This window comes from Bradyrhizobium sp. Y36, from assembly GCF_002531575.1.
Taxonomy (GTDB): domain Bacteria; phylum Pseudomonadota; class Alphaproteobacteria; order Rhizobiales; family Xanthobacteraceae; genus Bradyrhizobium.
In genome coordinates, this window is record NZ_NWTI01000012.1 from 164,909 (window position 1) to 189,182 (window position 24,274).

Consider the following 24,274-nt stretch of genomic DNA (forward strand, 5'->3'; position numbering starts at 1 on the left):
GTGAAACTGGACAAGATGCCCCGCTACAAGCTCACCATCGAATATGACGGCGCACCGTTCTTCGGCTGGCAGGTGCAGGACACGCTGCCCTCGGTGCAGGGCGCGCTGGAGGCCGCCGTGAAGGCGATGACCGGTGCTGATTTGCGGGTGCACGGCGCCGGGCGCACCGATGCGGGCGTGCACGCGCGCGGGCAGGTCGCGCATGTCGATATCGAGAAGCAGTTTCCGCCGGGCCGGTTTCGCGACGGTCTCAACGCACATCTGCGCCCGCATCCGATTGCGGTGCTGGAGGCCGAGGTCGTGCCTGACAGTTTCGAGGCGCGCTTCTCGGCCGTGAAGCGGCACTATCGCTATCGCGTCATCAACACCCGCGCCAATCTCGCGCTCGACATCGGCCACGCCTGGCGCGTGCCGCGCAAGCTCGATGCCGAGGCGATGCATGCGGCAGCACAACGCCTGCTCGGCAAGCATGATTTCACGACGTTTCGCGATACCGAGTGCCAGGCGAAATCGCCGGAGAAGACGCTCGACCAGCTCGACGTCACGCGCGACGGCCGCGAGATCATCATCGTGACGTCCGCGCGCTCGTTCCTGCACAGCCAGGTGCGCTCGATGGTGGGATCGCTGGTCTGGGTCGGCGAGGGCCGCTGGACCGCGGACGATCTCTCCGCAGCGCTGGAAGCCCGCAACCGCGCCGCCTGCGGCATCGTCGCGCCGCCGGAGGGGCTGTATCTGATGCAGGTGGATTATTGAGCGAAGGGTGTAGAGCGCGCGCGGGCTCTTGCCGCATTCTCGGTGTCATGCCCCGGCTTGACCGGGGCATCCAGTACGCCGCGGCCTCTCGGCTGAATCACTGCTGTCTCTGGAATACTGGATCGCCCGGTCAAGCCGGGCGATGACAGCGGAGGGTGGGGCGACAAGAGTGAGGCGGGCAGCGGGCGCTCATCCAAAATACCGCGTCAGTATCCCGCGATACACCTGCGTCAGCTTCTCCAGGTCTTTCACCGGGACGCGCTCGTCGACCTGGTGCATGGTCTGGCCGACCAGGCCGAACTCGATCACCGGGCAATAGCTCGAGATGAAGCGCGCATCCGAGGTGCCGCCTGATGTCGACAGCTCCGGCTTGCGGCCCGTCACTTCCTCGATCGCGGAGACCGCGAGATCGGTGAACGGGCCGGGCTTGGTCACGAACACGTTGGAGTTCGAGGGCTCCCAGACGATGCGGGCCTTGATGCGGTTGCCGCAGGCTTTTGCCAGACGCGTCTCGACCAGTTCGCGCAATGACGCCTGGGTGTGGTTGTCGTTGTAGCGGATGTTGAACTTGGCGCGGGCCTCGCCCGGGATGACGTTGCTCGCCTTGTTGCCGACGTCGACCGAGGTGAATTCGAGATTGGAGGCCTGGAACTGCGCGCTGCCGTGGTCGAGCGGCTCGTCACTGATCGCCACGATCAATCGCGAAATGTCCGGCACCGGATTGGAGGCGCGATGCGGATAGGCGACGTGACCCTGCACGCCATCCACGTAAAGCGTACCGGATTGCGAGCCGCGGCGGCCGACCTTGATGGTGTCGCCGAGCGTCTCGACATTGGAGGGCTCGCCGAGCACGCAATGGTCGAATTTTTCGCCGCGCTCCGCGGTCCATTTGAGCAGCTTGATGGTGCCGTTGATGGAGACGTCTTCCTCGTCACCGGTGATCAGGAACGAGATCGAGCCTTTTCCGTCGCTGCGCGGCTTGCCGTCATTTGCGGCGAGATGCTGCAGCACGGCGGCGACCGAGCAGGCGATGCCGCCCTTCATGTCGACCGCACCGCGGCCGTGCAGGACACCGTCCTTCACCTCGCCCGAGAACGCGCCGACGCTCCAGGCGCTCTCGTCGCCGGGCGGCACCACGTCGGTGTGGCCGGCAAAGGTGATGTGCGGGCCTTCGGTGCCGATCCGGGCATAGAGATTGTCGACGTCGGCGGTGCCGTCCTCGCTGAAGGTGACGCGGTGGCAAATGAAGCCGGCGGCACTGAGGGCTTTTTCAAGCACCCCGAGCGCACCGGCGTCTTCAGGGGTTACCGAGGGGCAGCGGATGAGATCGCGGGCAATGGAGAGAGCATCGGTCATGCGCCCCGCTTAACATGCATGCCGCCGGGTGGGCTAGCGCTGGGTGGCACCAATTCGATCTCGCGGCTCTGGTCCCAGTTTTTCGCAGGGGATGCGGGCGCAGGATCGTCCTCCCCATCCTGCGCAAGTGGGTCGGGGCCGAACCGGTTGTCGCCTGCCGTGCCGGGCACAATGAACATCTCGACGAGGCCCCACAGCCACAGCGCGTAGATCGCCAGGTCGAACGGAACGAACCAGCGGGCGTCGGGCAGCAGATCCGAGAAATGAAATCCCAAATTGGGGATGAAGACGAAAGGGACGATCCACCAGCCGCTTCGGTCGCGATCGTGCAGCCGCTTGATCGCGGTCGCGAGGGAGATCCACAGGAACAGCGATGCGCCCAAAATCCTCAGGACCAGGCTCACGCGCTCAGTGGACGACAGCGGGTGATGTCGTCGCGGATCGATGATCCCAAACAGGCTCTCGAGGCCAAAGTCGAAATCGAAGTCGATACGGAACTTGAACTTGGCGGATTCGGCCCCTTCGGGGATGTTGATGGCCTGGTCGACCATCCCCAGCAACGCCGCCAGCAGCGCGACGATCAGCAGCGCCTGCCACAGCAGGGCGCGGTTGATGCGGCCGTCGAAGCGGAAGAGATACGAGGTCCAGTCCATGCGAAGGGCTCCGGGCGGAGGTGGCCGCCCGAAAATTGGTCGCGATGGAGGGATTGCGGGTTCGATATGCCGTCAGACCGTCATCCTTCGAGCGCCGCCGTAGGGGCGGCCGCCTCATCAGGGTGACGGATTACATCTTCCGGGCCGAGATCAATCCCGCAGCAGCTCGTTGATGCTGGTCTTGGAGCGCGTGCGCTCGTCGACGCGCTTGACGATGACGGCGCAGGCGGTGCTGGGGCCGATCTGGCCGTTCTTCATCGGCTTGCCGGGCAGCGCGCCGGGCACCACCACGGAATATTCCGGCACTTCACCCATGTAGATCTCGCCGGTGTCGCGGTCGACGATCTTGGTCGAGGCGCCCAGGAACACGCCCATCGCCAGCACCGCGCCCTTGCGTACGATCACGCCTTCGGCGACCTCGCTGCGCGCGCCGATGAAGCAATCGTCCTCGATGATCACGGGCTCGGCCTGCAGCGGCTCGAGCACGCCGCCGATGCCGGCGCCGCCGGAGATGTGCACGCGCTTGCCGATCTGGGCGCAGGAGCCGACGGTCGCCCAGGTGTCCACCATGGTGCTCTCATCGACGTAAGCGCCGAGATTGACGAAGGAGGGCATCAGCACGACGTTCTTGGCGATGAAGGCCGAGCGGCGCACGACCGCACCCGGCACCGCGCGAAAACCGGCATCGCGAAAGCGGTTCGGGCCCCAGCCTTCGAACTTCGAGGGCACCTTGTCCCACCAGCTCGCCTTGCCCGGGCCGCCGCCGATCACGTCCATGTCGTTGAGACGGAAGGAGAGCAGCACGGCCTTCTTCAGCCATTGATTGACCTTCCACTTGCCGTCGGCGCCGCGCTCGGCAACGCGCGCCTCGCCCTTGTCGAGGGTTTCCAGCGCCAGGTCCACGGCCTCGCGCACCTCGCCCTTGGTCGAGGTCGAGATGCCGTCACGCGCGTCGAAGGCGCTGTTGATGGTGGATTCGAGGGCTGCAAGGGACATCGGGATTTCCTCTGGGGAAGCGGGAATTTTGACGGATTGGGGCGCTTTTTCGGGATTTGGAGGGGCGGAGTCAAGGCATACTCGGCCGTCATCCCGGGCAAGCGGGTGATCAGTCCCGTAGCCCGGATGGAGCGCAGCGCAATCCGGGACGGTCTCTCCGCGGCGAGATGCCCGGATTGCGCTGCGCTTCATCCGGGCTACGGACCTAGCCGGAGAGCCTGCCCAAAAACCCCGCCAGATCATCCGTGACGTGATCGACATGGGCGGCCTCCCGGCCTTCCAGTTCCCAATCCTCGCGCACGACCTCCTTGGTGCCGTCGGGCACCACCAGCACCGTGGTCATGCCGAGCGCGTGGGGAACGGTGAGGTTGCGGGAGAGGTCCTCGAACATCGCGGCGCGGGTCGGGTCGACGGCATGGTCGCTCAGAAATTTCCGGTAGGTCTGCTCGGCCGGTTTCGGCTCGAACCCGGCGGCGATGATGTCGAACACGCCGTCGAAATGCGTGGCAAGGCCGAGCCGCGCCAGCACGGCGTCGACATGGTCCACCGAACCGTTGGTCAGGATCAGCTTGCGTCCGGGCAGCTTGGTGATGGCTTCGCCAAGCTGCGGGTTCGGCTCCAGCGGCGAGTGGTCGATCTTGTGGACGTAAGCGAGATAATCGTCGGCGGAGACGCCATGCAGGGTCATCATGCCGCGCATCGTGGTGCCGAAGCGCAGATAGTAATCCTTCTGGAGTTTTCGCGCTTCCGCCGGCGTCACCTGCAACCAGCTGGACACGAACTCGGTGATCCGCACATCGACCTGCTGCCACAGATTGACGTGATGCGGATACAGCGTGTTGTCGAGGTCGAACACCCAGGTGTCGACATGGGCGAAGCTGCGGGGAGAGGTCATGTCAAATCTCTATCGGTTACACGCAGGCGTAGCCCACTCTCCGCTGTCGTCCCGGACAAGCGAAGCGCAGATCCGGGATCCATAACCACAGGGAGGAGTTTGGCGAAGATTGACAACTAGCATCTCGCGCCAGAATTGCGGCCTGTGGTTATGGGTCCCCGCCTTCGCGGGGACGACACCGGTGCATGTCGTGACACCATCATCACAGCGATCCCTCACGGCGCCGCGAAGCGCAGCGTCTTGCCGCCGCTCGACATGTCCACCGCGCCAAAGCCCGTTGTGGCGAAACCGCGTGCGCCGCAATCGGTCTGCTCATTGGTCTCGAACTTGGTCTCGCGCGTGCAGAGCTGCCTGTCGCCGCCCCAGCTCAGCGGCCTGTCCTTCAGCTTGACGGCGCGGTTGTCGGCATCGACCGCTTCGGCGAAGCTGAAGATCTGCTTCGGCTGGCCGGTCACGTCGGGGTGCAGGCAGGTCTTGGGGTCGATGCGATACCAGCCGCGGCTGGTCACGGACTTGCCGTCGTCGGTCGCGATCGCCGCCATCACCTTGTGCGGCGTGTCGTTGCACCAGGTGAGGCCGGTCGCGGACGGCGTCTGCACCGCGTCGACCATGGTCTTGAAGAGGTTTGGCGAGCCCACGATGTCCGACGACAGGCCGCGGCTCTTCAGGAACGCGGCGAGCGCGGCTTGCGTCTTCGGCCCGTCGACGCCGTCGATGGGCGCTGCGTCGTAGCCCGCGATCACCAGCAGCCGCTGGATGCCGGCAAGGCGCGCCTGCTCGTCGTCATATTCGGAATCCTCGGCGAGGTAGGCAATGAGGTTGCCGTCGGTCCCTTGCGTCGGCGTCACTTGCGTGAATGCGGCCTGGGTTTGCCCGCTGCGGCATTGCCGTGCTGCCGCGATGACGAAATTGTCCTGCGCGACACAGAGCATGTCGCTGCCGCTCTGCGGGATCGGGGAGGCGCCATAGACGCCGAGCGCGCGGGCGTTCAGCAGGATACGGTCGGCGGTGAGCGTGCCCTGCACCACCACGCGGCAGGTGGCGGGATCGATCCTGAACCAGCCGCGCGTTGCGGTCGCCGCCTTGTCGTCGATGCCGATCGCGGCCTCGACCACATAGGACATCCGGTTGCAGATCTTGAGGTCGGCGAAGGCAGGTGCGGAAGAGAAGACGAAGGAGATGGCTGCGGCCGGCAGCGTCATCAGGAAGCGGATGAGAGGCGAGCGGCGGTGTCGTGGCCCTCTCCGCTCGTCATGCCCGGGCTTGACCCGGGCATCCACGTTCCTGGCTCCGGACGAAAGATCGTGGATGGCCGGGTCAAGCCCGGCCATGACGGCTTTCTTTTTCCGTTCGCTCATCACTTGTGGATCAGCGTTCCCGTGCCCTGGTTGGTGAACAGCTCGAGCAGCACCGCATGCTGCATCTTGCCGTCGATGATGACGACGCCCTCGACGCCCTGTTCCAGCGCATAGATGCAGGTCTCGACCTTCGGGATCATGCCGCCGGAAATGGTGCCGTCGGCGATCAGCTTGCGCGCGTCCTTCACCGACAGCTGCGGGATCAGCTTCTTCGACTTGTCGAGCACGCCGGGCACGTCGGTGAGCAGCAACAGGCGCTTGGCCTTGAGCGCGCCGGCGACCGCGCCAGCAAACGTGTCGGCGTTGACGTTCAGCGTCTGGCCTTCCCTGGAGGTCGCCAGCGGTGCCAGCACCGGGATCAGCTCGTAGCCGATCAGCTGGTTGAGCAGCGTGAGGTCGACCTTCTCGGGGTCGCCGACGAAGCCGAGATCGATCGCCTTCTCGATGTTCGAGCCGGGATCGACGATGGTGCGCGTCGTCTTGGTCGCCTTGACCATGTTGGCGTCTTTGCCCGACAGCCCCACGGCCTTGCCGCCGGCCTCGTTGATGTAGCCGACGATCTGCTTGTTGACGGAGCCGGCCAGCACCATCTCGACGATCTCGATGGTCGCGGCGTCGGTGATGCGCAGGCCGGCCGCGAATTCCGAGACGATGCCGAGGCGCTTGAGCATGGTCGCGATCTGCGGCCCGCCGCCATGAACCACCACCGGATTGATCGCGGTCTGCTCCAGCAGCACGATGTCGCGGGCGAAGTTCTTCGCGGTCTCCTCGTCGCCCATGGCATGGCCGCCATATTTGATGACGATGGTTTCCTCGTCATACTGCTGCATGTGCGGCAGCGCTTCGGACAGGATGCGGGCCTGGTCGAGCGGAGAGATGTCGGTCATGTCACGGATCTCGCTGGCGGGACGGTCGGTGCGCGTTCTATCCGATTGGCGGGCGCGGCGCAAAGTATGCCTGACATGGAGTCCGGATTTCGCTGCGCTCCATCCGGGCTACGGACCGCGCGTTGCCGCCACCGCCGAAAGCGTCACCGCCAGCCAGCTCGCAATCATCACCGTTCCACCGCTCGGCGCCGCCATCGGAAACAGCGCATGTCCGGCAAATTGCCGCAAGGTGAGGTCGCCCGCGAACAGCGCAGCGCCGATCACGAAGCCGAACGCGGCGATGAGGCCAATTCCGCCGTGCAGAAGGCCGCGCGCGAGCAGAGCGGTGGTCGCCAATATGGCGGTTGCATGAAACAGCAGCATGGCGCTCGCCGTGGCGAGCCGGCTGGCATCCGCACCATGGGCGGAGGCGGCCGCCAGCGCGACGCCGGCGGCGCCCATCACGCCGGCAAGGGCGATCAGCAGGCGATGCGCCGGCATCACGAGGCCCGCTCTTCCACGAGTTTCGCCATCGCGGCGCGCAGGCTTTCCATGCCGGTCGAGCTGCGCGACGAGGTCGCGAGCACGTTGGGGAACGCGGCCGGATGTTTGGCCAGCGCCGCCTCGGTCTCGGCGATGCGCGCTTGCAGCTCGGAGGCCTTCACCTGGTCGGTCTTGGTCAGCACGATCTGATAGCTGACCGCGGAGCGGTCGAGCGTCTTGAGCACCTCGATGTCGACGTCCTTGATGCCGTGCCGCGCGTCGATCAGCACGTAGACGCGCGCGAGGCTGGCGCGGCCGAGCAGGAATTTGTGGATCAGCTCGGTCCAGGACGCGACCTGGCTCTTGGGCGCCTTGGCATAGCCGTAACCGGGCATGTCGACGAGGCGCAGGTCGTTCTTGCCGGGGACCTCGAAGAAGATCAGCTCCTGGGTGCGGCCCGGCGTATGCGAGGTGCGCGCCAGCGCGTTGCGTCCGGTGAGCGCGTTGATCAGGCTGGACTTGCCGACATTGGAGCGCCCGGCAAAGGCGACCTCCAGCCCCGCCATCGGCGGCAGCGTCTGGATCGAGGGCGAGGCCCAGATGAACTGCCAGTCGCGGGCGAACAGCTTTCGCCCGGCCTCGATCAGCTTCGCATCCTTATCGTCGGTCTTGTCGTTCATCCGAACGCTCGATCCTCTCGTCATGGCCGGGCAAGAGCGCGAAGCGCGTCCTTCCCAACCAAATGTCCCGGCCATCCGGGTCTGCCTGTGGGGCACCCTCCTAAACGTGGATGCCCGGGACGAGCCCGGGCATGACGCTGTGGAGGCAGTTTGCCTGACAGTATCGAAGAGCTACGTCGCCTTCCTCGCGAACGTCGCCTTGAGATTGTCGAACAGCTCCACCTTCACGCCGTTGCGGCGCATGATGTAGCTCTGCTGAAGCACCGAAAGGGTGTTGTTCCAGGCCCAGTAGATCACGAGGCCCGCCGGGAAGCCCGCCAGCATGAAGGTGAAGATCAGCGGCATCCAGTTGAAGATGATCTGCTGCGTCGGATCCGGCGGCGTGGGGTTCAGCTTCATCTGGAACCACATCGTGATGCCCATGATGATCGGCCAGATGCCGAGCGCGAGGTAATGGCCGAACACCGGAATCGTGGTCGGGTCGACCGGGATCAATCCGAACAGGTTGAACAGGTTGGTCGGGTCCGGCGCCGAGAGGTCCTTGATCCAGCCGTAGAACGGCGCGTGCCGCATCTCGATGGTGACGAACAGGACCTTGTAGAGCGAGAAGAACACCGGGATCTGGATCACCACGGGAAGACAGCCGGCGACCGGATTGATCTTCTCCTTGCGGTAGATCTCCATCATCTCCTGCTGCTGCTTCACCTTGTCGTCGGGATAGCGCTCCTTCAGCGCCTGCAGCTGCGGCTGGATCGACTTCATCTTCGCCATCGAGGCGTAGGACTTGTTCGCCAGCGGGAAGAACAAGAGCTTCACGATCACGGTCACGAGCAGGATCGAGATGCCGAAATTGCCGAAGAAGCGGTAGAAGAAGTCGAGGCCGAGGAACATCGGTTTGGTGATGAAGTAGAACCAGCCCCAGTCGATCAAGAGATCGAAATGGTTCAGCCCCAGCTCCTTGTTGTAGCCGCCGAGGCCGGCGAACGGGAACACGCCGACGACGCCGGCTTCCTTGGCGCCGGCGAACAGCCGCGCATTCGCGGTGGCCGTGCCGCCGATCGCGACGGTGACGGGGTCGAGCAGATAATCGGTCTGGTAGGTGTGGACGTTGCCGACCGGGTTCGACGAGAAACGCGCCTGCAGCGGGGCATTGGTGTCGGGCAGCAGCGCCGAGGCCCAGTATTTGTCGGTGATGCCGAGCCAGCCATTGGTGGCCTTGAAGTCGACCTTCTTGGCTTCGTCGATCTTCTTGTAGGCATATTCCTGCAGGCCCTGGTCGCCGAGATAGCCGATCAGGCCTTCATGCAGGATGTAATAGCCGGAGACCTGCGGCGCACCGTGGCGCGAGATCAGCGCGAACGGATAGAGCGTCACCGGCGTATTGCCGACATTGCTCACCTCGTCCTTGACGGTGAAGAGATAATGGTCGTCGACCGCGACGGTGCGGCGGAAGGTGAGGCCGTCGCCGTTGTCCCATTTCAGAACCACCGGCGTCGTCGGCGTCAGGCTGCCGCTGCCGTCCTGCTGCCAGACGGTCTGGGCATCGGGCATCTTCGCCGTCACGCCGGTTGCCGCCACCCAGCCGAACTCGGCGTAATAAGGCTCTGCGGTGCCCGAGGGCGAGTAGAGGATGATCGGCGGCGACTTCGGGTCGACCGTTTCGCGGAATTGCACCAGCGCGATGTCGTCGATGCGGCCGCCCTTCAGCGAGATGCTGCCGACGATACGCGGCGTGTCGATCTTCACGCGCGGGCTGGCGGCAATCGCGGCATCGCGGGCGACGACCGGCTGGGCCGCCTGGTTTGCGCCCGGCGTTGCCGGCTGGGTCGCGCCACCCGGCTGCGGCGCAGCGCCCGGGGTTGCGGACGCCGTCGGCTGCGGCGTGGTCTTCTGCAGCTCGGCCTGAGCCTGCTGCTGGGCGCGTTGCTTCTCCATCGCCGGCACGTTGTAGAAATACTGCCACGCGATCAGGACGAGGCCCGACAGAATGACGGCGAGAATGGTATTGCGATTGTCGGTCATCACTATTGTCTCGTCATCAATCCGGTTTGCGGCTGGCAGGGGCGGGGGCGCCTGGCTTTTGGCCACGTCCCTTCGAGGGTCCCCTGTGAGTCCCTCTGGCCGTATGCCGCGCGGGCTTCGTGAACGCTATGCGCAGATCGTCGAGCATGGCGGCGAAGGGGCGCGAGAGCGCGTCCCTCCGTCCGACCAGCACATAATCATGATGGGGCTGCATCGATACCGGATCGAGCCGCTTCACCAGTTCGCGAAGCCGGCGCCGGATGCGATTGCGCTCGGGGGCGTTGCCGTTTTTTTTGGTGACGGTGAAGCCGATCCGGACCGGGCCGGAATCATCGCGGGGGCGGCTTTGCAGGACGAACGCGGGACTATTCGCCCGCGCGCCATTGGCAACGGCGAGGAAATCCGCCCGCTGCCTCAGCCGATCCATGATGAAATCCCGGAAAAGGGGGTCCGGCTCAGGCGCTCAGACGCTTGCGGCCGCGTGCGCGGCGGGCGGCGAGAACCTTGCGGCCGCCGGCAGTAGCGAGACGGGCACGGAAGCCGTGACGGCGCTTGCGCACCAGTTTGCTGGGTTGATAAGTCCGCTTCACGGGTTTTTCTCCGCTGACCGGGCAATTTGCCTGTAGAATTGATAGGAAAGTCCGGAAGATGCGGCCCAAAACGGGCCATTTTCGGCCCCAGAAGAGCCGCTCCCGGCGTCACACCGGGTCATCGCGGACAATTTGCGCGGCTTATAAGGGAGCGCCTTGTTTTCGTCAACGCCGCACAAGCGCACGTTTCCGGTGAATATCGCTGTTTGCGCGGGGTTTTTAACCCTTGAGGTGGCGACTCGCGATATCTGCGCTTACATCCCACCTTGGCAGATTAGCGATCCGTAATTTGACCGGACCGGGGTCGGGCCGCATCTTCTTAAGCGCCTATCCTTCAGACGCCAAGCGCAGCGAGGGCGAATTTCGTGGCAGCGACAGATCTCCAGCCGATCCAGGATCAGGATCAGCCGGACCAGCCGGCGGTGCGCCCCCGCGGGACGCGCGGGCTCGGGCTGTCGGGCAAGCTGCTGCTGCTGACTGTTCCCCTGGTGATGATCGCGGCCAGCCTGCTTTATGTGCCCGCCATCGCCAACTTCTGGGTCAACCGCCTGAACGACCGCGTCGCGGCGGCCAACACGGCGGCGCTGGTGCTGGATGCGGCGCCGCTCGGCATGGTTCCCGATTCGCTGTCGCGGCAGATCCTGAAGAGCATCAATGCCCGCGCCGTCGCCATCAAGATGGGCCAGCAGCGCCGCCTGCTCGCCAGCGACAACATTCCGGCCGCCATCGAGCACGACATCGACCTCCGCGACATGACGGCCTGGGAGGCCATCACCGGCTCGTTCCGGATGATGCTGGAGACCGGCAACCAGGCCATCCGGATCGTCGGGCCCGGCGTCGGCACGGCCCAGTTCATCGAGATCGTGACGGACGAGCTGCCGCTGCGACAGCAGATGTATCGCTTCTCCCGCAACGTCGTGGTGGTCGCGCTGATCATCGCGGCGCTGACCGCGGGCCTCGTCTATCTCGCGCTCCATTATCTCTTCGTGCGCCCGATGCGGCGGCTGACCGCGAGCCTGGTCGGTTTCCACGAGAATCCCGAAAGCTCGGCGGGGATCATCGTGCCGAGCCAGCGCAGCGACGAGATCGGGGTCGCCGAGCGCGAATTGTCGGACATGCAGCGTGATCTGATGTCGATGCTGCATCAGAAGAGCCGGCTCGCCGCCCTTGGCCTCGCCGTGTCCAAGATCAACCACGATCTGCGCAATCTGCTGGCCTCGGCCCAACTGCTGTCGGATCAGCTCGCCAGCGTGCCGGATCCGCGGGTGCAGCGCTTTGCGCCCAAGCTGGTGCGCTCGCTCGAGCGCGCCATCGCCTTCTGCCAGTCGACGCTCTCTTATGGCCGCGCCCAGGAGGCCGCGCCCGACCGCCGCATGATCCTGATCGAGCCCGTGGTGCTGGAGGTGCGCGAGACCGCAGGCCTCGCCTCCGACGCCTCGATCGCCTGGGTCGCCGCGATCGAACGCGGGCTTGCCATCGATGCCGATCCCGATCAGCTGTTCCGGGTGCTGCTCAATCTCGTGCGCAACGCCGCCCAGGCGCTGGAGAGTCATTCCTCCGGTGACGGCGGCCCTCAGCAGATCCGGATCACCGGAAAGCGCGAAGGCGCCGTGGCGATCATCGAGGTCTCCGACACCGGTCCCGGCGTGCCCCAGAAGACCAGGGACCATCTGTTCGAGGCGTTCCAGACCTCCGGCCGCCCCGGCGGCAGCGGTCTCGGCCTTGCCATCGCCGCCGAGCTGGTTCGTGCCCATGGCGGCGACATTCATCTGGTCGAAGGCACCATCGGCGCCACCTTCCGCATCGTCATCCCCGACCGCCCGGTGGAGCTGCTCTCCATCCGCAACGAGCGGCAGCGGGCGTAGTCGGCCAGCGGCCGAGTGGGCGAAATTTCACTCTTTCCGTCATTCCGGGATGGCCCGAAGGGCCAGGCCCGGAATCCATAACCCCGGCTGGTGGTTATGGATTCCGGGCTCGCCGCTTCGCGTCGCCCCGGAATGACGGAGAGATCAGTGAAGATCCGCGAAAATCTCCCCATCCCGGACCTTGCCAATCCCGGCAAGAGCGGTTAGTCAGAGCGCTCTTTCGCACCCCTCCGGCGCTGTCCGGAGGCTGCCTGCGGGCTTAGGCCCGCACTGTTCGCGAAAAACGCGCCCGTAGCTCAGCTGGATAGAGCATCAGACTACGAATCTGAGGGTCGGACGTTCGAATCGTTCCGGGCGCGCCATTCTTCGCCGAAAGGTCAGGACCAAACAGCATCTGGTCGCCAGACGGGCCTGAGACCGGATGGCTACGCCGTGTGAGGAGCTGGATGAGGATATCGCAGGCGTTCAAGTTCGAGGCGGCGCATCGGCTGCCGAACGTGCCCGAGACCCACCGATGCCGCCGGCTGCATGGTCATTCCTACCGGGTCGAGGTCCAGCTGGACGGGCCGGTCGATCCGCACACCGGCTTCGTCGCCGACTTCTTCGACATCGAAAACAGCTTCGCCGACATCATGGGCGCGCTGGACCACCACTGCCTGAACGAGGTCAAAGGTCTCGAGAACCCGACCGCCGAGAACATCGCGGTCTGGATCTGGGACCGGTTGAAGCCCAGCCTGCCGCAGCTGTGGTCCGTCCGGGTCTATGAAACGGCGGATTGCTGGGCCGAATATAACGGGCAGTGACGACGGCCCGGCGCTGCATCAGACGACGACTCTGAGGGGCGGACGTTCGAATCGTTCCGCGCGCGCCATTTCGATAGTAAGCTCGTCCGATGCGTACCCTCGATCGTCTGCTCTCCGGCCTCTTTGTTTTCCTCGCCATCGCCGCCGTCCCCGTGCTTCCCGCGCACGCGGCCGAAACCTGCCCGTTCATCAGCGCCAAGGAGCTCGCCGCCGCGATGCCGGCGCTGAAATGGTCGCTGATCTCAAATCAGGACGGCCGCGGCTGCATCTACCAGGCCGGGCGCGGCGACACGATGATGCTCTCCGTGTTCCGCAATCCCGACAAGGACCGCGCCAGGGAATTGTACGCGACCTTCGTCAAGACGCTCAGTGAGCGGATGTCGCTCAACGCCGTGTCGGGGATCGGCGAGGAGGGCCAGGGCGGAACGAGCGCTGCCGGCGCGGAGCGCCAGGAGGCTTCGGTCGTCGCCGTGTCCGGCGACTACATTCTGCAGCTTACCGTCTATCCGATCGGCCGACGCGCTGACGACGCGCTGCTCGGGCCGATCACCGAAGCTGCACGAATTGCCATCGCCAATGTGAGCCGGAGCAGCGAGCGGTTCGGCACTTGCGAGTGGCTTACGGCCGCGGATGCCGACGGCTTTCTCGACGCGAGCACGCTGACGGTGCAGCGGACCGGCGCGGGCAGCTGCATGATGTTCGATCGCGAGGCCAACACCATGACCGTCGCGGTGATCGCGACCTCGCGCGACACCGCCGCCGGCATGATGAAACGCGCGGGGCCCTGCAAGCACGTGGCGATTCCCGAGCTCGGCGGTGAAGCCTTCGGCGAGCATTCCTGCACCAAGGGCAACGGCAACGCCGTCAACCTCTTCGTCTGGAAGAACGGCAGGCAGGCCTCGATCCTGTTCGCGCCGGTCAAGCCGCATCCGGAGTCCGGCTCGGTCGAGCGCCTGAAGGCGGTCGCTGCGCGGGTGTATGGGAAACTGTAAGGGCGGCGGGCGACGTCAGCGTCCCGCCAGCACGTCCTTGCACTTCGCTGCGAAGGCGGTGAGGTACGCGCCCATCTCGCTCGCGAGCGCGTCGGACCGGTCGATATTCTGCAGGCTCATGTTGAGTGCGTAGACCGGGAGGCCCTCGAGCACGATGGGCGTCGCGACGGCGAGCACGGCGGGCTGCCACGACACGACACAATAGCCGTTGCGCTCGACGGAGCTGATCGATCGCCTGACGTCCGCAAGCAGCGCCTTGGTGGCGGCGCTGCTGCGCCGCTTGAACTGCTTCAGCAATCGCTCGCGCTCGGCTTCTGCAATGCCGGCGAGGTAGGCGCGGCCCAGCGACGTCAACTCCATCGGCACCTGCTGCCCGGCGACCACGTTGCGCAGTGCCGCGCGCGGGCTGTAGCGGATCGATTCCAGATAGACCATCATGGTTCGATCCGCGGTGGCTAACCCGACATTGAGCCGGCGCTTCGCCGATTCCGCCCGCATCATCGGTCCGATCGCGTTGAGGACGGGCGATCCTGTCCGCATCGCGTGACCGATGCTGACGACGGAGGCGGCCAGGCGGTAGGTCCGCTGGTGACGGACTTCATCTAGCATCCCGGAATTGACCAGTGTTCGCGTCAGCCGGCTGACCGTCGAGCGCGGCAAGCCGCATCGCTCCGCGATCTCGCCATTGCCCAGCGTGTCGACGCCGGGCCGGAACGCCCGGAGGATCTCGATGCCGCGTTCGAGCGACCGGTTGCCATCAATCCCGCCCGCATATCGGCGCGTCTGCGTCACATCCAGCCTCCGCAGCATTTCCACTAAGTGGAATTAAGGGGATGTCGCGGCCCATGCAAGCCGCTACAGGCATGGGGAAGAAGAATGCCCGGCCGCAGCTGGCTCATTGAGGAAACGGCACGGCGCGAACAGGCATTCGACATCCGCAACGCGTCGCGGAAGATCGATCCGACTCCAAACCAGGGAGCCCGCCATGTCCTATCAGCTCATCGAATTTTCCCTCGAAGCCGGTGTCGCGACGATCGCCTTCAACCGGCCGGAACGGCGCAACGCCATGAGCGACGAGATGCGTGCCGAGTTCGCCGGCGCGCTCGAAACCGTGGCGCGCGACAAGGCGATCAGGGCGCTGGTGCTGACGGGGCGCGGCAACGCCTTCTGCGCCGGCGGCGACATCAGCGGCATGAAGCGCCGGCTCGAGGCGCCGCAGGGCGAGGTCGCCTTCAACGGATGGAGCCGTCAGCAAGGCGTGCATCACGTGCAATCGCTTCTGCTGGGCCTGCCGAAGCCGACCATCGCCGCCGTCAACGGCGCTGCGGCCGGGCTCGGTGCGGATACTGCGCTGGCCTGCGACTTCGTGATGGCAACGGAACGATCGAAATTCACCTGGTCCTACATCAAGCGCGGCCTGATCCCCGACGGCGGCGGGCTGTATTTCCTGCCGCGCCGCGTCGGGCTTGCGAGGGCCAAGGAGCTGATCTTCACCGGCCGCGTCGTCGAGGCGGACGAAGCGCTCGCGCTCGGCATCGTCGACCGCCAGGTGGCGGCGGCCGAACTCCTGCCGGCCGCGCAGGCCTGGGCGGCCAAATTGGCGGAGGGATCTGCCACGGCGCTCGCGCTGAGCAAGAAGATCCTCAACGAGAGCTTCGAGCATTCCGCGCACGACATTTTCAGTCTCGGCAGCCAGGCGCAGGCCATCTGCTACACCAGCACCGAGCATCGCGATGCCGTGACGGCGTTCCTCGCGCAATCCGCGTCGAAGGGTTGAGCGATGGACGCGATCGAACGCCTGATCCGGCCGCGCAGCGTCGCCATCATCGGCGCGTCCGCAGACCCGAGCAAGACGTCGGGCCGGCCGGTGGCCTATCTGAGGAAGCATCGCTTTGCGGGCGCAATCTATCCCGTCAATCCCAAGGTCGCGGAGATCGACGGTCTCACCTGCTACCCTGACGTCGCCTCGCTGCCCGATGTGCCCGACGTCGGCATCGTCCTGCTCGGCGCCGAGCGTGCCCATGTCGCGGTGCGCGAATTGTCCGAGCGCGGTGCCGCCGCAGCGATCGTTCTGGCCAGCGGCTTCACCGAGACAGGGGCGGATGGCGCCGCGCGCCAGGCCCAGCTCATGCAAGCGGCCGGCTCGATGCGGATCCTCGGGCCGAACACGATCGGCCTCGTCAATCTCACCGACAATATCGTGCTGTCGGCCTCGGGCGCGCTGGCGATGGATCACTTCGCGGCGGGGTCGATCGGGTTGATCTCGCAAAGCGGAGGCATTCTCGGCGCCTTGCTGTCGCGTGCCGCGGCGCGCGGGGTGGGACTGTCCAAGCTGGTGTCGACCAGCAACGAAGCCGATCTCGAGCTCGCCGATTTCATCGACTATCTCGCCGGCGACAGCGCGACCAAGGTGATCGCACTTTATATCGAGGCGATCCGCAATCCGGCTCGCTTTCGCGAGGCGGTCCTGAAGGCACGCCGCGCCGGCAAGCCTGTCGTCGCCTTCAAGATCGGCCGCTCGGAGGCGGGCGCACAGGCGGCCGTCTCGCACACCGGCGCGCTGGCCGGCTCGGACCGCATGTATGACGCCCTGTTCAGGCAGCTCGGGGTGATCCGCGCCAGGACGTTCGAGGATCTGCTCGACATTCCCGCGGCCCTTGCCGCGGGACGGGCGTTTGCCGGCCGGCGTGTTGCGATCCTCACCTCGACCGGCGGCGCCGGCACGATCGTATCAGACAGTCTCGGCGTCGCCGGCTTCGCGACGCCCGCACCCGATGCGGAGACGGCCGCGCAATTGCGCAGCCTGCAGCCGGGATCGCACGCCAATCTCGATCGCAATCCGATCGACGTGACCCTGGCCGGTCTGCAGCCGGACCTGCTTCGCGGCGCGATCCGCATCCTGCTCGCAAGTCCGTCCTACGATGCGCTGGTGGTGATTGCCGGCTCGTCCGCCGTGGGGGCGCCGGGCCTGATGGCCGATGCCATCCACGACTGCCTGCCGCTCAGCGACAAGCCGGTCATTGCCTATGTCAGTCCGCACGCGCCCGAGGTTGTGTCCGTTCTCACCCGGCGCGGCGTTCCCGCGTACACCTCCGCCGAGAGCTGCACGGCTGCGCTCGACGGGCTGTTGCGGGCCGGAATGCCGGAACAGGTCCAGACATCCGGTTCGCGTTCGACGCCGGTCGACATCGGCGGCGTCCCGGCGGGGCCGCTCGATGAAGCACAGGCGAAGGCGCTGTTCGCGCGTTTTGGAGTTCCTGTCGCGGCAGAGAAGATGGTCACAACGGCGCGCGAAGCAGAGCAAGCCGCGCGTGACCTCGGCGCCCGGGTCGTGCTCAAGATTCTCTCGCGCGCGATCGCCCACAAGAGCGACGTCGGCGGCGTCGCGGTCAACCTGACCGCTGAGACGATCGGCGAACGCCTGACGGCGATGGCCGATGAGGTCGAGACCAGGACCGGAACGCGGCCCGGCCAATTCCTGGTTCAGGAGATGATCTCGGGCGGCGTCGAAATCATCCTCGGCATGCATCGCGATTCCCTGGGAACCGCGATCCTGCTCGGGATGGGCGGCGTCGCGGCCGAACTGTTCAAGGACACGACGATGCGCCTGCTTCCGCCGAACGGCGGGCTCGATCTGTCGGACGCGCAAGCGATGGCGCGCGATCTCGTCACCTGGCCGTTGCTCGACGGCTTTCGGGGCCGGCCGAAATGCGACGTCGACGCGCTCGCAAACGCAGTCGTCGCCTTCTCGCACATGGTCGCCCAGCTCGGCGATCGCCTCGCGGAGGCCGAGATCAACCCGGTGTTCGTGCTGCCAGCGGGCGAGGGCGTGAAGGCGGCGGACGGATTGGTCGTTCTCAATGTCTGAACAGGATCGAATGGAGTCTTCGATGACCAGTGACGATACCATCAAGCACGACGGTGCTCGCGGAAGGGATTACGCATTGGGGCGCCGGCGACGTCTCGCCCTTCTCGCCTGTGCGGTCGTCGCGGGGCTCGGACTGACCCCGGCGCGCGCCGAATATCCCGACAAGATCGTCAAGATCGTGGTGCCCTTCGCCGCCGGCGGCGGCACCGACATCATCGCGCGTACGACGGCACAGGAAATCCAGACCGAGCTCGGCAAGTCCGTCATCATCGAGAACAAGCCGGGCGCCGGGACCATCATCGGAACCCAGACGGTGGCGACGAGCGAGCCCGACGGCTATTCGCTGCTGATGGCGACCTTCGCCCACGCGGTCAATCCGAGCCTGTACAACAAGCTGCCGTTCGATCCGCACAAGGATTTCGCGGCGGTCTCGCTGATCGCGCGGTCCTTCAACATCGTCGTCGTCAACCCCGCGTCCAAGATCAACTCGATCGCCGATCTGATCAATGAGGCCAAGGCCAATCCCGGCAAGCTCAATTTCGGCACGTTCGGCACCGGCACCTCGGCGCATCTCGCCGGCGAGCTGTTCAACGCGATGGCGAAGGTCAAGATGACGGCGGTGCCGTACAAGGGCGCGGCGCCCGCGATCAGCGATCTCCTGGGTGGGCAGATCGACGTGATGTTCACGACCGTCGCGAGCGCGGCCTCGCTGGTGGCCGCAGGTCAGCTGCGGGCGCTGGCCGTGACATCGGCCGAGCGCTCGGCCGCGTTTCCGCAATTGCCTACGGTCGCCGAAGCCGGCGTGCCCGGCTACGCCGCCGAATCCTGGTACGGATTGTACGCTCCGGCCAGGACGCCGGCTCCGGTGATTGCACGGCTCAATCAGGCGATCGCCAAGGCGGTGCAGTCCGGGGCGTTCAAGAAGCTGGAGGCGAACGAAGGCCTCATCATGGTCGGCAGCGCGCCGGAGGAGCTCGACCGCTATGTCGCCCAGGAGGAGGAACGCTGGCGCAAGCTGATCAAGGACGCCAACATCGAGGTGCAATAGGCGCCGCGCCATTCTGGGCGAGGGGGAACGCAGACCGTCGTTGCCCCGACAGCTCCCTCAAGGATACGAAACCTCGCGCGAGCGCGCCTTGCTCCTATCTGTCTTCTCCGTCGCGCCGGCGGAACGGATCGGCGGCGTCATCGTGGCCACTGCGGCTGCTGAAGAACATCAAGGCCATCAGTCCGCAGCCGATCAGCAGGGAGAAGAAGGCACCGAGGCCAAGCGCGATCCAGCCGTGCTTTTCCATTTCGACGCCGCTGCTGGTCTGCCAGACCGAAAATCCCCAAACGCCCGTGAGGATCAACATGGCGCCCAGAGCAACGAGGAGGGCGATCTGGCCGGCACCGAGGTTCTTCATGATGGTTTCCGTTCGTGCCTGACGAGAGCCAATTGCGGAGGTGAGGCGGAGCTCCTGTGACGCCGCCACGCCGCGCTCGTCCGGGGTCGCTCCGCCGGACCATGCCTGACGACGCCCGGACGCAATTTGCGCGGCGACAAACTTCCGCCGCAGGTCGTCCGTGGAACTCTTGCGCGATCGCCGGCGCCAGCGGCCCGCCGTTCGGCGGCGTGCCGCAATCGCGGGAGCGCTATGCTCCGTCGGATCTGTCGAACCTTACTCATTCGGAGACGGCGAGAACGGTCAGGCCTCTGACACGTTTGTCGGGCGTCTCGAACGCGATCCGCTGTCCCACTGAGAGGCCGATCAGGGCCGCCCCGACCGGCGTCAGGATCGAGATACGATTGAGCTCGATGTTGGCCTCGTGGGGATAGACCAGCACGATCTCCCGGCTCGCACCCGTCTCGTCATCGCGATAGGACACCCTGGAGCCCATCCTGACCACGCCGCGCAAATCGTCTTCTTTCGTAACAGTGGCGCGTTCGAGTTCGCGCGCCAGAAACTGGGCGACACGGGGGAAGAGCTCCATGGTCGAATTCGCCAGAGAGTTCAGGCGCCGCGATTCGTCTGCTGCGATCCTGATCGGCGGCAACGCCGGCTGTTCTGTTCGAATCTCGGCTTCGAAGTTGCGCATTTTGGTCTCCTAGGCTGCAGTTGGTCCGGGATCGTCATCGAGCGGCCTGTGCCGATGAGCGCGGAAGAGAGGGACGACGTTCGGGCTCGATGGAGTGACGTTCTGAACCCTGATGACGTTCAGACAGCCGGCGACGAAGTACGGCATTTGATCGCCGACCTGCAGGCCGATCAAAGCCGCTCCCAAAGGCGTCAGGACCGAAATGCGGGCGGGATCCGACCAGCACTCCTCGGGCCAGACCAGGTGCACGGTGTGGCGCGGAACGCCCCAATTCGTGCAATAGGTGACCCATGATCCGACGGTCACCAGCGAACGGACATCGTCCCACGCGTCCGCCACGATGGCGGCGCGGTTGATCTCACCGAGCAGGAAGATGCCGTCCAGATCGCCTTTCTGGGCAGCGTGACGGGCAATCTGTTCGAGACGCGGATAGTCCGATGCGGTGAGCGCGATTTTTGGAAGAGGCAGCACGGCGCACTCCTTCTGCTTCAATACGACCTCTTTCGAGGAGGCCACGAAAGCTGGAAAAGAGCCCGGACGGTGCGAACACCGTCCGGCTAACCGCCTGCTTGGAGGCGGCCGGCGTGAAGACCGAAGCGCGCGGTGCGCGCGTCTATGTCGACGACATATGCCATGACATGCTGAGTATAGTGATTCATTTCGCTGGAGCCATTGCGGCGTAACCGCACAGCCGCGAGCGGCTGAATGCTTGCAACAATCCATGACTTGACCGCGATGCGAGCCTGGGATTCCGCAACTCGGCTGCGGTCAACGGAACCGGCGCCGGCTGATGACCGCGCCGCCACGGGATTCCCCCATCATTGATCTGAAGCAATGATGATCTCGACCACCAATGCTAGAACGTCTCGCAAGTCGCGACTCAGGGCCTTCCAGCCGGTCGCGATCATCTTATCGCGTGCTGGAATCCGAGGGCTCAATGGGACGACTCCTGAATATCGTGACGCCGCTGCATACGGCGACCAAGCGCGACTACATGGGGCGCATGAACGACGACAAGATCGGCTGCTCGCTGAAGGCACGGGAATACGAGGCCGATTATTGGGACGGCGACCGCCGCTTCGGCTATGGCGGCTATCGTTTCATCGAGGGGCGCTGGGCGCCGGTCGCCAAGGCGCTGATCGAGACCTATGGTCTGAAGGACGGCTCCAGCGTGCTCGACGTCGGCTGCGGCAAGGGCTTCCTGCTCTACGAAATGCAGAAGATCCTGCCGGGCCTGAAGGTCGTCGGCTTCGATATCTCCAAGCACGGACTCGCCAATTCGCACGAGCAGGTGCGGCCCTATCTGTTCAACTATCGCGCCCAGGACATCTATCCCTATGGCGACAAAAGCTTCGACCTCGTGATCTCGCTCGGCACGCTGCACAATCTGCGGCTCTACGAGCTCGAGGCGGCGCTCAAGGAAGTCGAGCGCGTCGGCAAGAACAAATACGTCATGGTCGAGGGCTACCGGAACGTTGCCGAGTTGCACAACCTCGAATGCTGGGCGCTGACCGCGGAGTCCATCCTGCACACGTCGGAATGGATCTGGCTGTACGGCAAGCTCGGTTACACCGGCGACTACGAATTCATCTATTTCGAGTGATCGGGCGCTCCTCATGGACATCAAGACTGCCAAGGCGGCCATCCTCGTCGAATCGGGCAAGCCGCTGATCGTCGACGAGTTCGACTTGCCGGAGAGGCTCGAGCACGGCCAGGTGCTCGTGCACGTGCACACGTCGAGCATCTGCGGCGCGCAGATCAACGAGATCGACGCCGTCAAGGGCGTCGACAAGTTCCTGCCGCATCTTCTGGGCCACGAAGCGCTGGCCACGGTGATCGAAACCGGACCGGGCGTCGTCTCCTGCAAGCAGGGCGACACCGTCGTCATGCATTGGCGGCCGGGCAAGGGCGTCCAGTCCAACACGCCGGTCTATTCCTGGCGCGGCAAGCGTCTCAATGCCGGCTGGGTGACCACCTTCAATGAATATGCCGTGGTGTCGGAGAATCGCGTCACACCGGTTCCGGCCTCGATCGACCGCACCAGTGCGCCGCTGCTCGGCTGCGCCGTGACGACCGCGCTCGGCGTCGTCAACAACGACGCGCAGATCGCCATCGGCGAAGCCGTCGTCGTGTTCGGCGTCGGCGGTGTCGGGCTGAACATCGTGCAATTTGCCGCGATGGTCGGCGCCTATCCCGTCATTGCGATCGACCGCCTCGACAACAAGCTCGAGATGGCCCGGCAATTCGGCGCCACCCACCTCATCAACTCCGAGGCGGTCAAGGATGTGGCCGCCGAGGTTCGGTCCATCACCGGCGCGGACGGACCCGACAAGGTGGTCGAGACCACCGGCGTCAAGAATCTGATCGAGCTCGCCTACGAGATCACCGCGAAGAAGGGCCGCTGCATCCTCGTCGGTGTTCCCCGCGAGAAGGCCGAGATCTACACGCTGCCGCTCCACTTCGAGAAGGTGCTGAAGGGTTCGGAAGGCGGACAATGCCAGCCGGCGCGCGACATTCCGCGTCTCGTTCGGCTGAGCGACGCCGGCAAGGTGAACTACCGCGGGATCGTGACCCACGAGTTCGCGCTTGACGACGTCAACGACGCGCTGGACCTGATGCGCAGCGGCACCTCGGGCCGAATCCTGCTGAACATCAGCTGAGTGCGGCGATGAGGTCGCAAGTCTGCTCGCAAGTCTGATCGCAAGTCTGGTCTAGGCCGTGACGTAGGCGCCGACGACATGTCGGCGCTGGCGCTGCAGCAGCCAGGCCGCGATCGCCATGTTCACGAGATTCCAGGCGATGCCGTTGACCAGCGCCGAGGCGTAGGAGCCGGTCCAGTCGTAGATCGCGCCGGCCATCCAGCCGCCCAGCGCCATGCCGGCGAGCGTGACCGAGATGGCGAGGCTGACGCGAAAGCCGGCCTCCCGCGCCGGAAACAGCTCGCGGATGATCACGGCATAGCTCGGCACGATGCCGCCCTGCGCCAGGCCGAAAATGGCTGACACGACATAGAGCGAGACCAGTCCGTTGAACGGCAGGTAGAGCGCGAGCGCCGTGGCCTGCATCGCCGAGCCCAGCAGCAGCGTCGGCAATCCGCCGATACGGTTCAACAGCCATCCGAAGAACAGCCGGCTCGCCACGCTGAAGCCGAGCATGACTGCCAGCATCTCGGCGCCGCGCGCGGAGCCGTAGCCGAGGTCGCCGCAATAGGCGACGAGATGAACCTGCGGCATCGCCATGGCGACGCAGCAGCAAATGCCGGCGAGGGCCAGCAGGCCTTGCGTGACGGAGGGGGACAGTCCGATGGACTGCATCGTGTTGCCGCTGCCCTGCGCTTGGCGCGCAGCCGTCTGAGCAACCGGCCGCCGCAGCAGCACCAGGGAGAGCGGAAGCATCGTCGCCAGGCAGAACAGGCCGATGCCGACATGGGTCTGCCGCCAGCCATGCGCGGCGATGGCCTGCTGCACGATCGGAGGCCACACCACGCCGGCAAGCGAGCTGCCGGCTGTCGCCAGCGCGATGGCGAGGCCGCGGTGCCTGTCGAACCACAGCGACACGTCGGCCACCAGCGGCGCGAAGCTGGCCGCGCCGCCAAGGCCGATCGTGACGCCCGAGATCACCGCGAACACGGACAGGCTGGGAGCAAAGGCGGTGAGGACATAGCCGAGGCTCATCAGGATGGTGCCGCCGGCGAGCGGCGGCAGGATGCCGAAGCGATCCGCGAGGCGCCCGACGACGATGCCGCCGATCATGAAGCCGATGATGGCGAATGTGTAGGGCAGGGCCGCCTCGGCGCGGGGCGCATTGAAATCGGCCTGCACCGTCGGCAACGCCACGACCAGCGACCACATGCCGACGCAGCCGAGCGTGCTGAGGGCCATGGAGACGGCGAGGCGAATCCAGGAATACGAAGTTTCGATCGACGGCGTTTGAGGCGGCACAGGTTGTCTCGGGCTGCTGGAGATCGGCCCTGGGGTATCGCCCATCGTCAGCGGCGACAAAGCAGGATTTCTCT

At 65.4% G+C, this 24,274-nt stretch carries 25 protein-coding genes and 1 tRNA gene; 10 read left to right on the top strand and 16 right to left on the bottom strand.

Annotated elements, in window-relative coordinates:
• The first annotated feature begins 15 nt into the window (after positions 1–15).
• A complete protein-coding gene (gene truA, locus CO669_RS20730; RefSeq protein ID WP_198964153.1) occupies positions 16–753 on the top strand; it encodes a tRNA pseudouridine(38-40) synthase TruA in 738 nt (245 codons plus the stop codon).
• A 189-nt stretch (positions 754–942) separates the two neighbouring features.
• Here the strand turns inward: truA and dapE are convergent, their stop codons facing one another.
• The 11 genes from dapE to rpmH all read right to left on the bottom strand — a co-directional run bounded on the left by dapE (position 943) and on the right by rpmH (position 10,652).
• Positions 943–2,109 carry a succinyl-diaminopimelate desuccinylase gene (gene dapE / locus CO669_RS20735; RefSeq protein ID WP_097661794.1) on the bottom strand — a complete coding sequence of 389 codons (1,167 nt, stop codon included), beginning with the start codon at positions 2,107–2,109 and terminating at the stop codon, positions 943–945.
• The gene (locus CO669_RS20740; RefSeq protein ID WP_097661795.1) at positions 2,106–2,762 is read right to left on the bottom strand and encodes a DUF805 domain-containing protein; all 657 of its coding nucleotides are present in this window, start codon (positions 2,760–2,762) and stop codon (positions 2,106–2,108) included. The genes dapE and CO669_RS20740 overlap by 4 nt, the downstream gene beginning before the upstream one ends.
• A 150-nt stretch (positions 2,763–2,912) precedes the next feature.
• Positions 2,913–3,758 (bottom strand): 2,3,4,5-tetrahydropyridine-2,6-dicarboxylate N-succinyltransferase, encoded by an 846-nt coding sequence (gene dapD / locus CO669_RS20745; protein ID WP_097661796.1) that lies wholly within the window; start codon positions 3,756–3,758, stop codon positions 2,913–2,915.
• A gap of 205 nt (positions 3,759–3,963) precedes the next feature.
• A complete protein-coding gene (locus CO669_RS20750) occupies positions 3,964–4,653 on the bottom strand; it encodes a pyrimidine 5'-nucleotidase (protein WP_097661797.1) in 690 nt (229 codons plus the stop codon).
• 215 nt (positions 4,654–4,868) lie between these two features.
• A complete protein-coding gene (locus CO669_RS20755; protein ID WP_097661798.1) occupies positions 4,869–5,855 on the bottom strand; it encodes a DUF1036 domain-containing protein in 987 nt (328 codons plus the stop codon).
• 155 nt (positions 5,856–6,010) lie between these two features.
• Positions 6,011–6,898, bottom strand: a complete 888-nt coding sequence (gene argB, locus CO669_RS20765) for an acetylglutamate kinase (protein ID WP_097661799.1) — start codon at positions 6,896–6,898, stop codon at positions 6,011–6,013.
• A 108-nt stretch (positions 6,899–7,006) separates the two neighbouring features.
• Positions 7,007–7,378: a DUF423 domain-containing protein gene (locus tag CO669_RS20770; protein ID WP_198964145.1), complete on the bottom strand. Its 372-nt coding sequence runs from the start codon at positions 7,376–7,378 to the stop codon at positions 7,007–7,009.
• Positions 7,378–8,040 carry a ribosome biogenesis GTP-binding protein YihA/YsxC gene (gene yihA, locus CO669_RS20775; RefSeq protein ID WP_097661801.1) on the bottom strand — a complete coding sequence of 221 codons (663 nt, stop codon included), beginning with the start codon at positions 8,038–8,040 and terminating at the stop codon, positions 7,378–7,380. Before yihA ends, CO669_RS20770 begins: the two co-directional genes overlap by 1 nt.
• A gap of 171 nt (positions 8,041–8,211) precedes the next feature.
• On the bottom strand, positions 8,212–10,062 hold the full coding sequence (gene yidC / locus CO669_RS20780; RefSeq protein WP_198964146.1) for a membrane protein insertase YidC: 1,851 nt from the start codon (positions 10,060–10,062) through the stop codon (positions 8,212–8,214).
• A 16-nt stretch (positions 10,063–10,078) separates the two neighbouring features.
• Positions 10,079–10,489 carry a ribonuclease P protein component gene (gene rnpA, locus CO669_RS20785; RefSeq protein ID WP_097661803.1) on the bottom strand — a complete coding sequence of 137 codons (411 nt, stop codon included), beginning with the start codon at positions 10,487–10,489 and terminating at the stop codon, positions 10,079–10,081.
• Between the two features lie 28 nt (positions 10,490–10,517).
• Positions 10,518–10,652 carry a 50S ribosomal protein L34 gene (rpmH, locus tag CO669_RS20790; RefSeq protein ID WP_008542748.1) on the bottom strand — a complete coding sequence of 45 codons (135 nt, stop codon included), beginning with the start codon at positions 10,650–10,652 and terminating at the stop codon, positions 10,518–10,520.
• A 365-nt stretch (positions 10,653–11,017) separates the two neighbouring features.
• Between rpmH and CO669_RS20795 the strand changes: the two genes are divergently transcribed.
• The 4 genes from CO669_RS20795 to CO669_RS20810 all read left to right on the top strand — a co-directional run bounded on the left by CO669_RS20795 (position 11,018) and on the right by CO669_RS20810 (position 14,312).
• On the top strand, positions 11,018–12,517 hold the full coding sequence (locus CO669_RS20795) for a sensor histidine kinase (protein WP_097661804.1): 1,500 nt from the start codon (positions 11,018–11,020) through the stop codon (positions 12,515–12,517).
• Positions 12,518–12,802: 285 nt separating this feature from the next.
• Positions 12,803–12,879: transfer RNA gene (locus CO669_RS20800), tRNA-Arg, on the top strand.
• Positions 12,880–12,963: 84 nt separating this feature from the next.
• Entirely contained in the window at positions 12,964–13,320 is a 357-nt protein-coding gene (gene queD / locus CO669_RS20805; protein ID WP_097661805.1) for a 6-carboxytetrahydropterin synthase QueD, read from the top strand.
• Positions 13,321–13,409: 89 nt separating this feature from the next.
• Positions 13,410–14,312 (top strand): hypothetical protein, encoded by a 903-nt coding sequence (locus CO669_RS20810; protein WP_097661806.1) that lies wholly within the window; start codon positions 13,410–13,412, stop codon positions 14,310–14,312.
• Positions 14,313–14,327: 15 nt separating this feature from the next.
• Here CO669_RS20810 and CO669_RS20815 read toward each other — a convergent pair whose 3' ends face one another.
• Positions 14,328–15,104, bottom strand: a complete 777-nt coding sequence (locus CO669_RS20815) for an IclR family transcriptional regulator (protein ID WP_097661836.1) — start codon at positions 15,102–15,104, stop codon at positions 14,328–14,330.
• A 193-nt stretch (positions 15,105–15,297) separates the two neighbouring features.
• On the opposite strand from CO669_RS20815, the gene CO669_RS20820 reads away from it, so the two are divergent.
• Genes CO669_RS20820 through CO669_RS20830 form a run of 3 tightly spaced genes read left to right on the top strand, consistent with a single transcriptional unit; the run spans position 15,298 to position 19,228 of the window.
• On the top strand, positions 15,298–16,089 hold the full coding sequence (locus CO669_RS20820) for an enoyl-CoA hydratase/isomerase family protein (RefSeq protein WP_097661807.1): 792 nt from the start codon (positions 15,298–15,300) through the stop codon (positions 16,087–16,089).
• A gap of 3 nt (positions 16,090–16,092) precedes the next feature.
• Entirely contained in the window at positions 16,093–18,180 is a 2,088-nt protein-coding gene (locus CO669_RS20825; protein WP_097661808.1) for an acetate--CoA ligase family protein, read from the top strand.
• Positions 18,181–18,202: 22 nt separating this feature from the next.
• Complete coding sequence (locus CO669_RS20830) at positions 18,203–19,228, top strand: tripartite tricarboxylate transporter substrate binding protein (protein WP_097661837.1); 1,026 nt, start codon at positions 18,203–18,205, stop codon at positions 19,226–19,228.
• A gap of 94 nt (positions 19,229–19,322) precedes the next feature.
• On the opposite strand, the gene CO669_RS20835 is transcribed toward CO669_RS20830, so the two are convergent.
• The 3 genes from CO669_RS20835 to CO669_RS20845 form a co-directional block, all read right to left on the bottom strand.
• On the bottom strand, positions 19,323–19,586 hold the full coding sequence (locus CO669_RS20835; RefSeq protein ID WP_097661809.1) for a hypothetical protein: 264 nt from the start codon (positions 19,584–19,586) through the stop codon (positions 19,323–19,325).
• Positions 19,587–19,845: 259 nt separating this feature from the next.
• A complete protein-coding gene (gene rnk, locus CO669_RS20840) occupies positions 19,846–20,259 on the bottom strand; it encodes a nucleoside diphosphate kinase regulator (protein ID WP_097661810.1) in 414 nt (137 codons plus the stop codon).
• A gap of 9 nt (positions 20,260–20,268) precedes the next feature.
• On the bottom strand, positions 20,269–20,751 hold the full coding sequence (locus tag CO669_RS20845; RefSeq protein WP_097661811.1) for a GreA/GreB family elongation factor: 483 nt from the start codon (positions 20,749–20,751) through the stop codon (positions 20,269–20,271).
• Between the two features lie 445 nt (positions 20,752–21,196).
• Here CO669_RS20845 and CO669_RS20850 point away from each other — a divergent pair, with 445 nt between their 5' ends.
• Complete coding sequence (locus CO669_RS20850; RefSeq protein WP_245444403.1) at positions 21,197–21,862, top strand: class I SAM-dependent methyltransferase; 666 nt, start codon at positions 21,197–21,199, stop codon at positions 21,860–21,862.
• Between the two features lie 13 nt (positions 21,863–21,875).
• Positions 21,876–22,919: a zinc-binding dehydrogenase gene (locus CO669_RS20855; protein ID WP_097661813.1), complete on the top strand. Its 1,044-nt coding sequence runs from the start codon at positions 21,876–21,878 to the stop codon at positions 22,917–22,919.
• A 51-nt stretch (positions 22,920–22,970) separates the two neighbouring features.
• Here the strand turns inward: CO669_RS20855 and CO669_RS20860 are convergent, their stop codons facing one another.
• A complete protein-coding gene (locus CO669_RS20860; RefSeq protein ID WP_245444406.1) occupies positions 22,971–24,140 on the bottom strand; it encodes an MFS transporter in 1,170 nt (389 codons plus the stop codon).
• Positions 24,141–24,274 lie beyond the last annotated feature (134 nt).

Bases quoted from the DNA above. Each gene is read 5' to 3' on its own strand.
- truA (WP_198964153.1), top strand. From the start codon at position 16: ATGCCCCGCTACAAGCTCACCATCGAATATGACGGCGCACCGTTCTTC.
- dapE (WP_097661794.1), bottom strand. From the start codon at position 2,109: ATGACCGATGCTCTCTCCATTGCCCGCGATCTCATCCGCTGCCCCTCG.
- CO669_RS20740 (WP_097661795.1), bottom strand. From the start codon at position 2,762: ATGGACTGGACCTCGTATCTCTTCCGCTTCGACGGCCGCATCAACCGC.
- dapD (WP_097661796.1), bottom strand. From the start codon at position 3,758: ATGTCCCTTGCAGCCCTCGAATCCACCATCAACAGCGCCTTCGACGCG.
- CO669_RS20750 (WP_097661797.1), bottom strand. From the start codon at position 4,653: ATGACCTCTCCCCGCAGCTTCGCCCATGTCGACACCTGGGTGTTCGAC.
- CO669_RS20755 (WP_097661798.1), bottom strand. From the start codon at position 5,855: ATGACGCTGCCGGCCGCAGCCATCTCCTTCGTCTTCTCTTCCGCACCT.
- argB (WP_097661799.1), bottom strand. From the start codon at position 6,898: ATGACCGACATCTCTCCGCTCGACCAGGCCCGCATCCTGTCCGAAGCG.
- CO669_RS20770 (WP_198964145.1), bottom strand. From the start codon at position 7,378: ATGCCGGCGCATCGCCTGCTGATCGCCCTTGCCGGCGTGATGGGCGCC.
- yihA (WP_097661801.1), bottom strand. From the start codon at position 8,040: ATGAACGACAAGACCGACGATAAGGATGCGAAGCTGATCGAGGCCGGG.
- yidC (WP_198964146.1), bottom strand. From the start codon at position 10,062: ATGACCGACAATCGCAATACCATTCTCGCCGTCATTCTGTCGGGCCTC.
- rnpA (WP_097661803.1), bottom strand. From the start codon at position 10,489: ATGGATCGGCTGAGGCAGCGGGCGGATTTCCTCGCCGTTGCCAATGGC.
- queD (WP_097661805.1), top strand. From the start codon at position 12,964: ATGAGGATATCGCAGGCGTTCAAGTTCGAGGCGGCGCATCGGCTGCCG.
- CO669_RS20810 (WP_097661806.1), top strand. From the start codon at position 13,410: ATGCGTACCCTCGATCGTCTGCTCTCCGGCCTCTTTGTTTTCCTCGCC.
- CO669_RS20820 (WP_097661807.1), top strand. From the start codon at position 15,298: ATGTCCTATCAGCTCATCGAATTTTCCCTCGAAGCCGGTGTCGCGACG.
- CO669_RS20825 (WP_097661808.1), top strand. From the start codon at position 16,093: ATGGACGCGATCGAACGCCTGATCCGGCCGCGCAGCGTCGCCATCATC.
- CO669_RS20830 (WP_097661837.1), top strand. From the start codon at position 18,203: ATGACCAGTGACGATACCATCAAGCACGACGGTGCTCGCGGAAGGGAT.
- CO669_RS20835 (WP_097661809.1), bottom strand. From the start codon at position 19,586: ATGAAGAACCTCGGTGCCGGCCAGATCGCCCTCCTCGTTGCTCTGGGC.
- rnk (WP_097661810.1), bottom strand. From the start codon at position 20,259: ATGCGCAACTTCGAAGCCGAGATTCGAACAGAACAGCCGGCGTTGCCG.
- CO669_RS20850 (WP_245444403.1), top strand. From the start codon at position 21,197: ATGGGACGACTCCTGAATATCGTGACGCCGCTGCATACGGCGACCAAG.
- CO669_RS20855 (WP_097661813.1), top strand. From the start codon at position 21,876: ATGGACATCAAGACTGCCAAGGCGGCCATCCTCGTCGAATCGGGCAAG.
- CO669_RS20860 (WP_245444406.1), bottom strand. From the start codon at position 24,140: ATGGCCCTCAGCACGCTCGGCTGCGTCGGCATGTGGTCGCTGGTCGTG.